Annotated in this window: 14 protein-coding genes; 10 read left to right on the forward strand and 4 right to left on the reverse strand. The window is 70.6% G+C overall.

The genetic code is table 11. The features are described 5' to 3' along the window. The first annotated feature begins 491 nt into the window (after positions 1 to 491). The 10 genes from thrB to HYQ63_RS28785 all read left to right on the forward strand — a co-directional run bounded on the left by thrB (position 492) and on the right by HYQ63_RS28785 (position 11340). The gene (gene thrB, locus HYQ63_RS28740; protein WP_009715062.1) at positions 492 to 1406 is read left to right on the forward strand and encodes a homoserine kinase; all 915 of its coding nucleotides are present in this window, start codon (positions 492 to 494) and stop codon (positions 1404 to 1406) included. 400 nt (positions 1407 to 1806) lie between these two features. Continuing rightward, positions 1807 to 3960: a transcription termination factor Rho gene (gene rho / locus HYQ63_RS28745; RefSeq protein ID WP_179936760.1), complete on the forward strand. Its 2154-nt coding sequence runs from the start codon at positions 1807 to 1809 to the stop codon at positions 3958 to 3960. Positions 3961 to 4288: 328 nt separating this feature from the next. After that, a complete protein-coding gene (locus HYQ63_RS28750) occupies positions 4289 to 5410 on the forward strand; it encodes an LCP family protein (protein ID WP_179936761.1) in 1122 nt (373 codons plus the stop codon). 160 nt (positions 5411 to 5570) lie between these two features. Further along, positions 5571 to 5792, forward strand: a complete 222-nt coding sequence (gene rpmE / locus HYQ63_RS28755; protein ID WP_009715059.1) for a 50S ribosomal protein L31 — start codon at positions 5571 to 5573, stop codon at positions 5790 to 5792. Positions 5793 to 5951: 159 nt separating this feature from the next. Next, complete coding sequence (prfA, locus tag HYQ63_RS28760) at positions 5952 to 7022, forward strand: peptide chain release factor 1 (RefSeq protein WP_123099803.1); 1071 nt, start codon at positions 5952 to 5954, stop codon at positions 7020 to 7022. Between the two features lie 41 nt (positions 7023 to 7063). Continuing rightward, positions 7064 to 7909, forward strand: coding sequence for a peptide chain release factor N(5)-glutamine methyltransferase (gene prmC, locus HYQ63_RS28765; RefSeq protein ID WP_055547728.1), 846 nt, complete (start codon positions 7064 to 7066; stop codon positions 7907 to 7909). Positions 7910 to 7956: 47 nt separating this feature from the next. Continuing rightward, positions 7957 to 8604, forward strand: coding sequence for an L-threonylcarbamoyladenylate synthase (locus tag HYQ63_RS28770; protein ID WP_179936762.1), 648 nt, complete (start codon positions 7957 to 7959; stop codon positions 8602 to 8604). Then, positions 8601 to 9263: a protein-tyrosine-phosphatase gene (locus HYQ63_RS28775; RefSeq protein WP_123099801.1), complete on the forward strand. Its 663-nt coding sequence runs from the start codon at positions 8601 to 8603 to the stop codon at positions 9261 to 9263. The genes HYQ63_RS28770 and HYQ63_RS28775 overlap by 4 nt, the downstream gene beginning before the upstream one ends. An 83-nt stretch (positions 9264 to 9346) precedes the next feature. Further along, positions 9347 to 10630: a serine hydroxymethyltransferase gene (gene glyA / locus HYQ63_RS28780; protein WP_179936763.1), complete on the forward strand. Its 1284-nt coding sequence runs from the start codon at positions 9347 to 9349 to the stop codon at positions 10628 to 10630. Between the two features lie 47 nt (positions 10631 to 10677). Then, positions 10678 to 11340 (forward strand): O-methyltransferase, encoded by a 663-nt coding sequence (locus tag HYQ63_RS28785; RefSeq protein WP_179936764.1) that lies wholly within the window; start codon positions 10678 to 10680, stop codon positions 11338 to 11340. 13 nt (positions 11341 to 11353) lie between these two features. Here HYQ63_RS28785 and HYQ63_RS28790 read toward each other — a convergent pair whose 3' ends face one another. Genes HYQ63_RS28790 through HYQ63_RS28805 form a run of 4 tightly spaced genes read right to left on the reverse strand, consistent with a single transcriptional unit; the run spans position 11354 to position 14751 of the window. Further along, a complete protein-coding gene (locus tag HYQ63_RS28790; protein ID WP_179936765.1) occupies positions 11354 to 12448 on the reverse strand; it encodes an HAD family hydrolase in 1095 nt (364 codons plus the stop codon). A 20-nt stretch (positions 12449 to 12468) separates the two neighbouring features. Beyond that, entirely contained in the window at positions 12469 to 13554 is a 1086-nt protein-coding gene (locus HYQ63_RS28795) for an acyl-CoA dehydrogenase family protein (RefSeq protein WP_179940619.1), read from the reverse strand. Positions 13555 to 13594: 40 nt separating this feature from the next. Then, entirely contained in the window at positions 13595 to 13888 is a 294-nt protein-coding gene (locus HYQ63_RS28800; RefSeq protein ID WP_179936766.1) for an acyl carrier protein, read from the reverse strand. Continuing rightward, the gene (locus HYQ63_RS28805; protein ID WP_179936767.1) at positions 13888 to 14751 is read right to left on the reverse strand and encodes a 3-hydroxyacyl-CoA dehydrogenase family protein; all 864 of its coding nucleotides are present in this window, start codon (positions 14749 to 14751) and stop codon (positions 13888 to 13890) included. The genes HYQ63_RS28800 and HYQ63_RS28805 overlap by 1 nt, the downstream gene beginning before the upstream one ends. Between the last annotated feature and the right edge of the window lie 142 nt (positions 14752 to 14893).

Raw genomic sequence — 14893 nt, forward strand, 5'->3', positions numbered from 1 at the left:
AGGCGGGCCGGGGCGCTGTCGTCGAGCCCCCGGCCCGGCCCGTGGATGCCCACGTCAGAGGGCGTCTGGGGCCACGCGAGGGCGCGTCCGGGGGCCACGCGAGGGCGCGTCCGGGTCCGCGCCAGGGCGCCTCCGGGTCCGCGCCAGAGGGCCTTCGGGGCCACCTCAGGGGGCGTACGCCCGCTTCCTGCCGCATCGCCCGCCGGGCGATCTCAAGATCCACTGGAGTGGTGGACGAGATGCGCAGGAACGATGAGGGCATGGGGAACCCTCCAGTAGAGTGGACCTGGTCGACGACAGGGAGTGCGACACGCATCGTGCGCCTCCCGTGCGCCCTATGTCGCCACAGAACCTTCCTTCGATAGGCTGTACTGAATCCGCCCCGACGCAGAGCATTCACCTCTGCGCGGCGTCGCCGTACTGTCACGGCCCCCGCGGTGTTCCGTACCTCTTCGAGCAATCTCACGTCACACAAGGAGAGTCATCGAGCGATGGCCGGTCCAGCGTTCCGCGCCGCCGCCGTCCGAGTGCGCGTCCCTGCCTCGAGCGCCAATCTCGGTCCCGGCTATGACGCCTTCGGTCTCGCCCTGGGGCTCTACGACGACGTGGTGGTCCGGGTCGCCGACTCCGGTCTGCACGTCGACATCGCGGGCGAGGGCGCCGAGAGCCTGCCGCGCGACGAGAGCCACCTGCTCGTACGGTCCCTCCGTACCGCCTTCGACCTGCTGGGCGGGCAGCCGCGCGGCCTCGAGGTGGTCTGCGCCAACCGCATTCCGCACGGCCGCGGCCTCGGTTCCTCCTCCGCCGCCATCTGCGCCGGGATCACCGCCGCGCGCGCCGTGACGATAGGCGGCGGCGAAAAACTCGACGACGAGGCGCTGGTGGAGCTGGCCACCGAGATCGAGGGCCACCCCGACAACGTCGCCGCCTGTCTGCTCGGCGGCTTCACCCTCGCCTGGACGGACGCGGGAGCCGCCCGGGCGATCAGAATGGACCCTGCCGATTCCATCGTTCCGGTGGTCTTCGTGCCCGGGAAGCCGGTGCTCACGGAGACCGCCCGCGGACTGCTGCCGCGCACCGTCCCGCATGTGGACGCGGCCGTCAACGCGGGGCGGGCGGCCCTGCTCGTGGAGGCCCTGACCAGGCGGCCCGAGCTGCTGCTGGCGGCAACGGAGGACCGGCTCCACCAGGAATACCGCGCTCCGGCGATGCCCGAGAGCGTGAGCCTGGTGCACCGACTGCGTGCGGACGGCGTCCCCGCGGTCGTCTCCGGCGCGGGCCCCACGGTGCTCGCGCTGGTCGAGGACGGTGCGGCCGACAAGGTCGCACGGCTGGCGGGCGAGGGATGGGCGGCCAACCGGCTGGCTCTCGACGCCGGGGGGGCGAGCGTCCTGCCGCTCAGCTGACCCAGCCGCCCGGGGCGTCCCCCGGGCCCCGCAGAACTCGATTGCCGGTTGGAGAGGGGGAATGTTTGTTGGATCCGGTAGTGTTAACCTCAAGTCTGCACTCGAAGCCTCTTGGATGTACTCGGAGGCGCAGTGCGAAGTGTCCCCATCCGGGACCACCCTTCTTCCGGGAGCCTCCCACACTGCCTGAGCAGCCTGCCTGAGCAGTGTCGTGCACGCACCGGAATCGGCGTGGCGGATCCAAGCGAACCACTCTGCCGCGTCGGAACCATGAATGTTCTCTCCGCCGTACCGGCGGACCACCGCCCCGGCCCGGTCCGTAACGGAAGGACCACAGCCGGACAGCACAACCGGTCGCCGAGCCAGACAGGCCGACGCCCGCTCCAGGGAAGGACCCTTCGTGAGCGACACCACCGATCTGATGGGCGTGAACGCCTCCGGCACCTCCGACAGCGGTGTCGGCAATGCCGCCGCGCCCGCTACGGACGCTTCCGCGCCTGCCACCGGTGCTGCCACTGGCGCTGCCCCGCGGCGACGCCGCTCGGGCACCGGCCTTGACGCCATGGTCTTGGCAGAGCTCCAGCAGCTCGCCTCGAGCCTGGGCATCAAGGGCACCGCGCGGATGCGCAAGAGCCAGCTGATCGAGGTCATCAAGGAGAAGCAGGCCGCATCCGGCGGCGGAGCCCAGGGCTCCGAGGCCGCCCCGTCCGCCGCCGAGGGGGTGACCAAGCCGAAGCGCCGTGCGACCTCCAAGGCCCGTACGGGCGAGGACAGCGCGGACGCGGGTAACCAGAACAAGGCTGACAAGGCCGGGAAGGCCGACAAGGCTGACAAGGCCGACCAGGCCGCGGATGCCGAGAAGTCCGGCAAGGCCGCCAAGGGCGGCAAGGCGGACAAGGCCACCGCGCAAGCGCAGATCGACATCCCGGGTCAGTCCGGGGAGCCGGTAGCCGACGAGCAGCCGGCCGGTGAGCGCCGTCGCCGCCGGGCGACCGCGCCCGCCACCGCCACCGCCGAGTCCGGCGGCACGGCCACCGCGGTCGAGACCCGCACAGAGGCCCGCGCCGAGGCCAAGGGCGATGCCAAGGGCGAGGCCGCGGCGGACACCGCCGAGGGCAAGGGCGCCAAGGGCGGCGACCGTCAGGACCGCCAGGAGCGCGGCCAGAAGGGCGACCGTCGCGAGCGCGGCGGCCAGCGCGACCGGGGCCGCGGCGGCAAGGGCGACGACGGCCAGCAGGGCGGCGGCGGCCGTCAGCAGCGCGGCGACGGGCGCGGCCAGGGCCAGCAGCGCTCCGACGACGGGGACGACGACTTCGAGGGCGGGCGCCGCGGGCGCCGCGGCCGCTACCGCGACCGCCGTGGCCGCCGTGGCCGCGACGACTTCGGCAACGAGCCGCAGGTCTCCGAGGACGACGTCCTGATCCCGGTCGCGGGCATCCTCGACATCCTCGACAACTACGCGTTCATCCGGACCTCCGGCTACCTGCCGGGCCCGAACGACGTGTACGTCTCGCTCGCCCAGGTCCGCAAGAACGGTCTGCGCAAGGGCGATCACGTCACCGGTGCGGTCCGTCAGCCGCGCGAGGGCGAGCGCCGCGAGAAGTTCAACGCGCTGGTGCGGCTCGACTCGGTCAACGGCATGGCGCCCGAAACCGGCCGTGGACGGCCCGAGTTCGGGAAGCTGACGCCGCTTTACCCGCAGGACCGGCTGCGTCTGGAGAGCGAGGCCGGCGGCCTGACGACCCGGATCATCGACCTGGTCGCGCCGATCGGCAAGGGCCAGCGCGGTCTGATCGTGGCCCCGCCGAAGACCGGTAAGACCATGATCATGCAGGCGATCGCCAACGCGATCACCCGCAACAGCCCCGAGTGCCATCTGATGGTCGTCCTCGTCGACGAGCGGCCGGAAGAGGTCACCGACATGCAGCGCTCGGTCAAGGGCGAGGTCATCTCCTCGACCTTCGACCGTCCCGCCGAGGACCACACCACTGTCGCCGAGCTGGCGATCGAGCGGGCCAAGCGGCTGGTGGAGCTGGGCCACGACGTGGTCGTGCTGCTGGACTCGATCACGCGTCTGGGCCGTGCGTACAACCTGGCGGCGCCCGCCTCCGGCCGCATCCTGTCCGGTGGTGTCGACTCGACCGCGCTCTACCCGCCGAAGAAGTTCTTCGGTGCCGCGCGGAACATCGAGGACGGCGGCTCGCTGACCATCCTGGCCACCGCGCTGGTCGAGACCGGCTCGCGGATGGACGAGGTGATCTTCGAGGAGTTCAAGGGCACCGGCAACATGGAGCTCAAGCTCGACCGGAAGCTCGCCGACAAGCGCATCTTCCCGGCGGTCGACGTCGACCCGTCGAGCACCCGTAAGGAAGAGATCCTGCTGGCGCCGGAGGAGCTGAACATCGTCTGGAAGCTGCGCCGGGTGCTGCACGCGCTCGACTCGCAGCAGGCGATCGAGCTGCTGCTCGACAAGATGAAGCAGACGAAGTCGAACGCCGAGTTCCTGATGCAGATCGCCAAGACCACGCCGACCCCCGGCAACAACGGCGACTGATCGCGTACGGACCGCAGAGAGGTCCATCACGCTCCGTCATCCGAGACCTCCCCGCACCGCGGGGAGGTCTCGGTTTTTTTGAGAGGTGAACCACACCAAAAGGGACAGTCACGGAACGGTCTCGATGCCCTTATCGCCCGCGAAAGCGCAGGTGAGAGCGGTAAGGCGGACGAAGGGGACGAACGGCGTCCGGCCTGCCCCAGATGAAAACGAGCCGAACTCCGTATGCAACCCTGGCGCTCGGCCTGTCATCTGTCAGGTCGAATCCGCGACGCCACGCCTGACCGTGACGGCAGGGGGTACCCGGGATACGAGGACTGAGGAGCACATGGCTGACGACCAGCACAGCACGCCGGTGACCCCGGGCCGACATCGAGCCCGCGGAAGCGCCGGTGGACGCCGCCGCAAGCGTCCCAGTACCCGCCGCAGGGCCACGCACATCACCGTCTGGTCGGTCGCGTCCGTTCTGATCCTCGGCGGCGCCGGGGCCGGGTACCTCTACTTCAAGCTCAACGGCAACCTCACCGGTGTCGACGTCGACGCCGCGCTGGGCACCGACCGCCCCAAGAACGTCGACAACGGCTCGATGGACATCCTCGTCCTCGGCTCCGACTCGCGGGCCGGGAAGAACGCCAAGTACGGCACGGACGAGGGCACCTCGCGCTCCGACACCGCGATGATCGTCCACGTCTACAAGGGCCGCAAGAAGGCCAGTGTGGTCAGCATTCCGCGTGACACGCTCATCAAACGTCCCTCGTGCGAGAAGGACGGCAAGGAGAGCCCCGCGGTCCAGGAGGCGATGTTCAACAGCGCCTACGAGGCCGGTGGCCCCGCGTGCACCATCAAGACCGTCGAGGACATGAGCGGCATACGCATGGACCACTTCCTGGAGGTCGACTTCTCCGGCTTCCAGCAGCTGATCGACGACCTCGGCGGCGTCGACATCACCACCACCGAGCCGATCCACGACCCGAAGAGCCACCTCGACCTGGAGCCCGGCCCGCACACCCTCAACGGTGAGCAGTCGCTGGGCCTGGTGCGGACCCGGCACGGCGTGGGCGACGGCAGTGACCTCGGCCGGATCAAGCTCCAGCAGGCGTTCGTCAAGGCGCTGCTCGACCAGATCAAGAGCGTCAACCTCTTCGGCAACCCGAAGAAGCTGTACGACCTGGCGAACACCTCCACCAAGGCGCTCACCACCGACTCCGAGCTGGCCTCGGTCAACAAGCTGTCGGGCTTCGCCAAGAGCCTCCAGGGCATCGGCTCGGGCAACATGAACATGACCACGCTGCCCGTCCAGTACGACCCGCAGGACCCGGCCCGGGTGCTGCCCATGGAGTCCAAGACCAAGCTGATCTGGAAGGCGCTGCGGGCGGACAAGCCGATCCCGAAGGCCGCCACCAAGGGGTCCGCCGGCGACGCGAACGACGCCGGCAACGTGGTCAAGTAGGACCGCGCGGAGGATGTCGGACGGGGTCGGGAATATCCCGGCCCCACCCCCGGTTTTGGGTGATGCGGCCAGTGCTGGCAAACTGGATCGTCGGCCCCGGTTCACGACGTGCAAACCCGCCCGTCGACCCGGAGCCCTCCCGAGAAACCAGGAGAATCCCTTGAAGCGCGACATCCACCCGGAGTACGTCGAGACCCAGGTCAGCTGCACCTGTGGCGCGTCCTTCACCACCCGCAGCACCGTGGGCGGCGGCACCATCCGTGCCGACATCTGCTCCGAGTGCCACCCGTTCTACACGGGCAAGCAGAAGATCCTCGACACCGGTGGCCGTGTGGCGCGGTTCGAGGCCCGCTTCGGCAAGAACGCCGGGTCCAAGAAGTAGCGACCCGCACGGCGCCGGTCCTCGGTCGCCCCCGCGCAGGGGCGACCGGACCGGCGTTTTGCGTCAGCCAGCCCGTCCGCCGGGCCGCCGGTCGGGCCCGTCGGCCGTCCTGTCCGGCCCGTATCCCCGCGTCCACGCAGACCCACCCAGGGAGCCCTCATGTTCGAGGCGGTCGAGGATCTGATCGGCGAACACGCCGCCCTCGAAAAGCGGCTCGCCGACCCCGCGGTCCACGCCGACCAGCGCGAGGCGAAGCGGCTCAACAAGCGCTACGCCGAGCTGACCCCGATCATCGACACGTACCGCGACTGGAAGCAGGCCGGGGACGACATCGAGACGGCGCAGGAGCTGGCCCAGGACGACCCGGACTTCGCCGACGAGGTCAAGGAGCTGGAGCTGCGCCGCGCGGAGCTGACCGACCGGCTGCGGCTGCTGCTGGTCCCGCGCGACCCCAGCGACGACAAGGACGTCATCCTCGAGGTCAAGGCGGGCGAGGGCGGCGAGGAGTCCGCGCTGTTCGCCGGCGACCTGCTGCGGATGTATCTGCGGTACGCCGAGCGGATCGGCTGGAAGACCGAGATCATCGACGCCAACGAGTCCGACCTCGGCGGCTACAAGGACGTCCAGGTGGCCGTGAAGGCCAAGGGCACCATCGAGCCCGGCCAGGGTGTGTGGGCCCGGCTGAAGTACGAGGGCGGGGTGCACCGCGTCCAGCGGGTGCCCGCCACCGAGTCCCAGGGCCGCATCCACACCTCCGCGGCCGGTGTGCTCGTCACGCCCGAGGCTGAGGAGGTCGAGGTCGAGATCGGCCCCAACGACCTGCGGATCGACGTCTACCGCTCCTCCGGCCCCGGCGGCCAGTCGGTCAACACCACCGACTCCGCGGTGCGCATCACCCACCTGCCCACCGGCATCGTCGTCTCCTGCCAGAACGAGAAGAGCCAGCTCCAGAACAAGGAGCAGGCGCTGCGCATCCTGCGCTCGCGGCTGCTGGCCGCCGCGCAGGAGGAGGCCGAGCGGGAGGCGTCGGACGCCCGGCGCAGCCAGGTCCGCACCGTCGACCGCTCCGAGCGCATCCGTACGTACAACTTCCCGGAGAACCGCATTTCGGACCACCGGGTCGGTTTCAAGGCGTACAACCTGGATCAGGTGCTCGACGGGGAGCTGGCGCCCGTCATCCAGGCGTGCGTCGACGCCGACGCGGCGGCGAAGCTCGCGGCGGCCCAGTAGGACCTTCCTCTTCGCAACTACGGACCGGCTGGAGGAATTCAGTGAATGTGCTGCTCGCCGAGGTGGCCCAGGCCACCCAGCGGCTGGCCGACGCGGGCGTGCCCTCCCCGCGCTTCGACGCGGAGGAGCTCGCCGCCTTCGTGCACGGCGTCAAGCGGGGGGAGCTGCACGGCGTGCCCGACGCCGACTTCGACGCCCGCTACTGGGAGGCGGTCGCCCGCCGCGAGGCCCGCGAGCCACTCCAGCACATCACCGGCCGCGCCTTCTTCCGCTACCTGGAGCTCCAGGTGGGCCCCGGCGTCTTCGTCCCCCGCCCGGAGACCGAGTCGGTCGTCGGCTGGGCCATAGACGCGGTCCGGGCCATGGACGTCGTCGAACCCCTCATCGTCGACCTGTGCACCGGCTCCGGAGCCATCGCCCTGGCCCTCGCCCAGGAGGTGCCCCGCTCCCGGGTGCACGCCGTGGAGCTGGACGAGGGCGCCCTTCAGTGGGCCCGCAAGAACGTCGAGGGGTCCCGCGTCGTTCTCCAGCGAGGAGACGCGTTGACGGCCCTGCCCGAGCTGGACGGGCAGGTGGACCTCGTCATCAGCAACCCCCCGTACATCCCGCTGACCGAGTGGGAGTACGTGGCGCCGGAGGCGCGCGACCACGACCCCCAGCTCGCGCTCTTCTCCGGTGAGGACGGCCTCGATGTGATCCGCGGCCTGGAGCGCACGGCCCACCGGCTGCTGCGGCCGGGCGGCGTGGTCGTCATCGAGCACGCAGACACCCAGGGCGGCCAGGTGCCGTGGATCTTCACGGAGGAGCGTGGCTGGGCGGACGCCGCCGACCACCCCGACCTGAACAAACGGCCCCGATTCGCCACCGCGCGGAAGGCCATGCCGTGACCGCGGCACCGCACCACACACTGGCCACGTACGAGGAGGACCGTTAAATGGCACGGCGATACGACTGCGGGGACGCGACCGACCGCAAGACCGGCCTGCGCGAGGCCGCGTCCGCCGTCCGCCGCGGCGAACTGGTCGTGCTGCCCACCGACACCGTCTACGGGATCGGTGCGGACGCCTTCAGCGCGGAGGCGGTCGGCGATCTGCTGGAGGCCAAGGGCCGGGGCCGCAACATGCCGACCCCCGTCCTGGTCGGCTCCCCGAACACCCTGCACGGCCTGGTCACCGACTTCTCTGAGCAGGCCTGGGAGCTGGTCGACGCCTTCTGGCCCGGTGCGCTCACCCTCGTCGCCCGGCACCAGCCGTCGCTGACCTGGGACCTGGGCGAGACCCGGGGCACCGTGGCGGTGCGGATGCCGCTGCACCCGGTCGCGATCGAGCTGCTGACCGACTTCGGCCCGATGGCGGTCTCCAGCGCCAACCTCACCGGACACCCGTCCCCGCAGGACTGCGACGCCGCCCAGGACATGCTGGGCGATTCCGTCTCGGTCTACCTCGACGGCGGCCCCACCCCGGCCGCGGTGCCCTCCTCCATCGTCGACGTCACCGGCAAGGTCCCGGTGCTGCTGCGTGCGGGCGCGCTCTCCGCCGAGCAGCTCCGTGAGGTCGTACCCGACCTCGAGGTGGCGAATTGACAGCCCCTGAGACGGGCCGTGGCATAGCGGAACACCGGGCGAAGCACGCCGAGACCTCGTTCCGCATCCTCCACGTCAGCACCGGCAACGTCTGCCGCTCGCCGATCACCGAGCGGCTGACCCGGCATGCCCTCACCCACCGGCTCGGCACCGCCCGCACCAGCGGGCTGATCGTGGAGAGCGCCGGCACCTGGGGCCACGAGGGCGCGCCGATGGAGGCGCACGCCGCCACCGTCCTGACCGACTTCGGCGCCGACCCGGACGGCTTCATCGGCCGGGAGCTGCTGGACGAGCACGTCATCCGCGCCGACCTCGTGCTGACCGCGACCCGGGACCACCGGGCCCAGGTCATCTCGATGGGTCACTCGGCGGGTCTGCGCACCTTCACGCTCAAGGAGTTCACCCGGCTGGTGCGGGCCATAGACCCCGCGACGCTGCCCGATCCGGAGGAGGCGGGCGGCGTGGTCGAGCGCGCCCGCTCCCTGGTCCAGGCGGCGGCCGCGCTGCGCGGCTGGCTGCTGGCGCCGAACGAGGAGGCGGACGAGGTGCACGACCCGTACGGGGCGCCCATCACCTTCTTCCGCTCCATCGGCGACGAGATCAACCAGGCGCTGGACCCGGTCGTCACCGCGCTCACGGGGGTCCCGGCCCCCGCGTAGCCCCTGGTGGCCCCGGCCGCGGCGCGCGCCTGCGCCGGTGCGGGCCTACATTGGGGGTGACGCCCGACGAAGGTGAGCACGCGATGGCCGTCAGCGCGGTTCCCTGGGGGCCCGACTTCGGCGAGCTGGCCCGGCAGGACCCCGAGCTGGCCGGGATCATCATGAGCGAGCTGGAGCGCGTCCGGGGCAGTCTCCAGCTGATCGCCGCGGAGAACCACACCTCGCGGGCCGTGCTGGCGGCCCTGGCCTCGCCGCTGGCCAACAAGTACGCCGAGGGCTACCCCGGGGCCCGCCACCACGGGGGCTGCGAGCTGGTGGACGTCGCCGAGCGGGTGGCCCAGGGCCGGGCGACGGCGCTGTTCGGCACCGAGCACGCCAATGTGCAGCCGCATTCGGGTTCCTCCGCGGTGCTCGCCGCGTACGCCGCGCTGCTGCGGCCCGGCGACACGGTGCTGGCGATGGCGCTGACGCACGGCGGCCACCTCACCCACGGCTCCCCGGCGAACTTCTCCGGCCGCTGGTTCCACTTCGTCGGCTACGGCGTCGACCCGGCCACCGGGCTGCTCGACTACGACCGGCTGCGCGAGCTGGCGCTCGCCCACCGCCCGAAGGCGATCGTGTGCGGCTCGATCTCGTACCCCCGCCATCCGGACTACGCCGCCTTCCGGGCCATCGCCGACGACGTGGGCGCGTATCTCGTCGCCGACGCCGCGCACCCCATCGGCCTGGTGGCCGGGAAGGCGGCGCCGAGCCCGGTGCCGTACGCGGACGTCGTGTGCGCCACCACGCACAAGGTGCTGCGCGGGCCGCGCGGCGGAATGCTGCTGTGCGGTGCGGAGCTGGCCGAGCGGATCGACCGCGCCGTGTTCCCCTTCACCCAGGGCGGCGCCCAGATGCACACCGTGGCGGCCAAGGCGGTGGCGTTCGGCGAGGCCGCCACGCCCGCGTTCGCCGCGTACGCCCGGCAGGTCGTCGCCAACGCGCGCACCCTGGCCGACGGGCTGGCGGCGGCGGGGCTGACGGTGGCCACCGGAGGCACCGACACCCACATGATCACCGTCGATGTGTCCCCGCTGGGGCTCGACGGCCGGGCGGCGAAGGCCCGTTGCGCGGCCGCCGGGATCATCCTGGACACCTGCGCGCTGGCCTCCGCCACCGAACCCGGCGGCTGCGTGAGGGGATTGCGGCTCGGCACCGCGGCGGTGACGACGCAGGGCATGGAGGAGGGGGAGATGGAGCGGATCGGCGCGCTGCTGACGATCGCCCTGCGCGAGGACGAGGAGGCACCCCGAACGCGCGGAGTGCGCGCGGAAGTCAGGGAACTGGCCGCGGCATTTCCTCCGTATCCGCAGCAGCATCCGCAGTAAATAGTTTGGCCTTGCGCCGCCCTGACGTCCGGTAATATTTTGAGGGCATGGCGAATCAAGTCGAATCCTCATCGGAAATTCTGTCGTACGTGCGCGAGGTATCGCTGCGAGAAGACGACATTCTGCGTGACCTCCGTGAACTCACCGGTGAACTGCCCATGGGGCAGGCCATGCAGGTGATGGCCGAAGAGGGGCAGTTCCTGGCCTTCCTGGTCGGCCTGATCGGGGCCCGGAACGTCCTGGAGATCGGGACGTTCACCGGCTACAGCACCCTGTGCATGGCGCGGGCGATCCCGTCGGACGGACGTCTGGTCACCTGCGATATCACCAGCAAATGGCCCGACATCGCCGCCGAGTACTGGACCAAGGCGGACGTTGCGGACCGCATTGACGTCCGTATCGGTGATGCGGGCGAAACGCTTTCCGGGCTTCTCGCCGAGGGCGGGCCGGGCGCATTCGATTTCGTGTTCATCGACGCCGACAAGGCGAACTACCGCCGCTATTACGAATCGGCACTGGAACTGGTGCGGCCCGGCGGACTCATCGCCGTGGACAACACGCTCTTCTTCGGCCGGGTGATCGACCCCTCCGCTCAGGACGCCGACACCGTCGCCATCCGTGAACTGAACGCCGCCCTGCGCGACGACCACCGGGTGGAGCTCTCGCTCCTTCCGGTGGCCGACGGCATCACCCTGCTGCGCAAGCTCTGAGCCCGCGCCTCGTTCAGGCCCTTGCCGCCAGATGGTCCGCGGCGAGGGCCGGAGCGGTGAGCTGAAGGGTGGGGTGCGGATCGCGCCGCTCGGGCACCAGGTGCAGCCGCTCGATGTCCGGCGCGCCCGGCTCGGAGAGACCGGCCGCACACGCACACGGCTCGGCGGTGAAACCGGCGAACCGGTAGGCGATCTCCATCATGCGGTTGCGGTCCGTGCGCCGGAAGTCCGCCACCAGGTGCGCACCGGCCTGGGCCGCCTCGTCGATCAGCCAGTTGAGGATCGCCGCGCCCGCTCCGAACGAGACCACCCGGCAGGACGTGGCGAGCAGCTTGAGGTGCCAGACGTCGGAACCCGTCGCCAGCAGCATCACCCCGACCGCGCCGTGCGGACCGAAGCGGTCCGCCATGGTGGTCACCAGGACCTCATGGCCGGGGTCGGCCAGCAGACCGCGCAGCGTCGCGTCGGAGTAGTGCACCCCCGTCGCGTTCATCTGGCTGGTGCGCAGCGTGAGCTCTTCGACGCGGGAGAGCTGTTCCCCGGTCGCCCGCTCGATGGTCATCTCCAGCTTCAGGGACCGGAGGAAATCCTCGTCCGGACCGCTGAAGGCGGCCTGTTCGGCTTCCCGCTGGAATCCCGCCTGGTACATCTGGCGGCGCCGCCGGGAATCGACGGTGACCGTCTCGGGGCTGAATTCCGGCAGCTCCGCCAGCGTCAACAGCTGATCCGCCGGATAGCACCGGACGTCCGGCAGATGGAAGGTGACCTCGGCCCGCTCGGCGGGCTGGTCGTCGATGAACGCGATGGTGCCGTGCGCGAACTTCAGTCGTTCGGCGATCGTACGCACCGAATTCGACTTCGGCCCCCACCCGATCTGGGGCAGGACGAAGTACTCGGCGATACCGAGCGCTTCGAGCTTGGCCCAGGCGAGGTCGTAGTCGTTCTTACTGGAGACGGACTGAAGAATGCCGCGGGAATCGAGCGTGACGATCAGATCCCGCACCGCGTCCGGCAGCGTCACCTGATCGTCCTCCAGCAGGGTGCCCTGCCAGAGCGTGTTGTCCAGATCCCAGACCAAGCACTTCACCGTGGCCGGTTTTTCAGACACGGATCATTCCCCCTGATTCGTCATTCCGCCGTGGAAACGGCGTGCTGTGCCAGGATCAACTGGCAGATCTCGTTGCTGCCCTCGATGATTTCCATCAGCTTCGCGTCCCGGTACGCACGCGCCACCACATGCCCGTCCCGGGCCCCCGCCGACGCCATCACCTGGACCGCCGCGGCGGCCCCCGTGGCGGCGTGGCCGGCGCTGACGTGTTTCGCGAGCACGGTGGAGATGACCATGTCGGGAGAGCCCGCGTCCCAGCAGTCGCTGGCGTGCTCACAGGCCCGGGACGCGACCTGCTCGGCCACGAACAGCTCGGCCAGATGGCGCCCGACCAGCTGGTGTTCGCTGAGCGGCTTGCCGGACTGCTTCCGGGTGGCCGCATGCCGCCCCGCCGTGTTCCGGCACGCGCGCAGGATGCCCACGCACCCCCAGGCCACCGAGATGCGGCCGTAGGCGAGCGCGGTGGTGACCAGCAGTGGAAGCGGCGCACCCGGGCTGCCGAGCACACTGGAGGCGGGCAGCCGCACCGAGTCGAACCGCAGGTTGGCGTGGCCGGCCGCCCGGCACCCCATCGGGTCGGCGACCCGTTCCACCGTCACCCCGGGCGCCGAGGCGGGGACCACGACGGCGGCCGCGCCACCGTCGCACTGGCCGAAGACGACCAGCAGGTCCGCGTAGTACGCGCCCGTGACCCACACCTTGTGGCCGTCGAGGACGACCGAGTCACCGTCGAGGGTGATCGTGGTGCTCATCGTCGACAGATCGGAACCGGCGTCGGTCTCGCTGAACCCCACCGCCGCCAGCCGGCCGCTGACCAGCTGGGGCAGCAGCTCGGCGGACTGGTCCGGGTTGGCCAGCCGCTGGATGGTCCAGGCCGCCATGCCCTGGGAGGTCATCACGCTGCGCAGCGAACTGCACCGGCTGCCCACGTGCGCGGTCAGCTCTCCGTTGGCACGGCTGCTGAGGCCCCGCCCGCCGTGGGCGGCGGCCACTTCGGCGCACAGCCATCCCTGGGCGCCGAGCGTGCTGAGCAGGTGGCGGGGGATCTGCCCGTCGAGATCCCAGTGTTCGGGCTGGTCGCCGATCAGTGCGTCGATGGCCTTCAGCTCATCGGCGAGCCCGTCGGCGAGCGGGTCGGTACGCCGCTCAGGCACCGCCGACCGCCGACGACGCGTCACGGAGCCGCAGCACCAGTTCGGTCATCTGCTGCACGGTCCGGAAGTTGTCCAGCTTCAGATCCGCGCCGACGATCGCCACCTGGTAGTTCTGCTCCAGGTGCACGACGAGTTCCATGGCGAACATCGAGGACACGAGTCCGGAGGCGAAGAGGTCCTGGGTCGGCGGCACCGCGGTCTTGGTGCGCTCCTCCAGGAAGCTCAGCAGCGCCTGCTCGATGGATTCCGCGGTCACCGGGGCGGTGGTGGTGGGCTGGTCGGACATCAGGACATCGCCTTTCCGTAGGAGTAGAAGCCGCGGCCGGACTTACGGCCGAGGTCGCCGTCGCGCACCTTCGCCAGCAGCAGATCGCAGGGCTTGCACGCCTCGTCACCGGTGCGTTCGTACAGAACGGCCAGGGAATCGGCGAGGTTGTCGAGGCCGATCAGGTCGCCGGTCCGCAGGGGGCCGGTGGGGTGTCCGAGGCACCCTTCCATCAGCTCGTCCACGGCCTCGACCGTGGCGGTGCCCTCGCCGACGATCCGCGCCGCGGCGTTGATCATCGGGTGCAGCAGCCTGCTGGTCACGAAGCCCGGGGCGTCCTGGACCAGGACGGCGCGCCGGTCCATGGCGCCGAGCAGCGCGACGACCGCGTCCACGGCGGCGTCGCCGGTGCGCGGGCCGCGGCTGACCTCGACCATCTTGATCAGGTACGAGGGGTTCATGAAGTGGGTGCCGAGCAGTTCCTCCGGCCGCGTGACCGCGTCGGCCAGCTCGGCGATCGGGATGCCGGAGGTGTTGGAGATCAGAGGGGTGCCGGGCCGGACCACGGCCGAGATCTCGGCCAGCACCTTGGCCTTCGCCTCGGGCGCCTCGGTGATCGCCTCGATGACGGCGGTGGCATCCGCCACATCGGGAAGGGACACGGTGGTGACCAGCTCGCCGGTGGCACGGCCGGCGGGCAGGGCGCCCATCAACTGGGCGTGGCGCAACTGCTGGGTGATCCTGCCCCGCGCGTCGTCGAGTGTCTTCTCATCGACGTCGACCAGGACAACCGGGATGCCGTGGCCGAGCACCAAGGTGGCGATGCCCGAACCCATCACCCCCGCACCCACGATGGCCACCTGATGGCCGATTGGCTCGTTCATCGCTGCCGGACACACTCCTTCGCGCTCACTGGACCGAGTCGTTGTGGCTTGCTGGCTTCAGGAGGGGATGCTCACGCACGCACGCGTGCCGCTGAGCGGCGTGCTCCCGGGCAGGCCCGGGCCGCCCGCGTGCGGGGGTATG

Origin of the sequence: Streptomyces sp. Rer75 (genome assembly GCF_013414305.1) — a bacterium.
Taxonomy (GTDB): domain Bacteria; phylum Actinomycetota; class Actinomycetes; order Streptomycetales; family Streptomycetaceae; genus Streptomyces; species Streptomyces himastatinicus.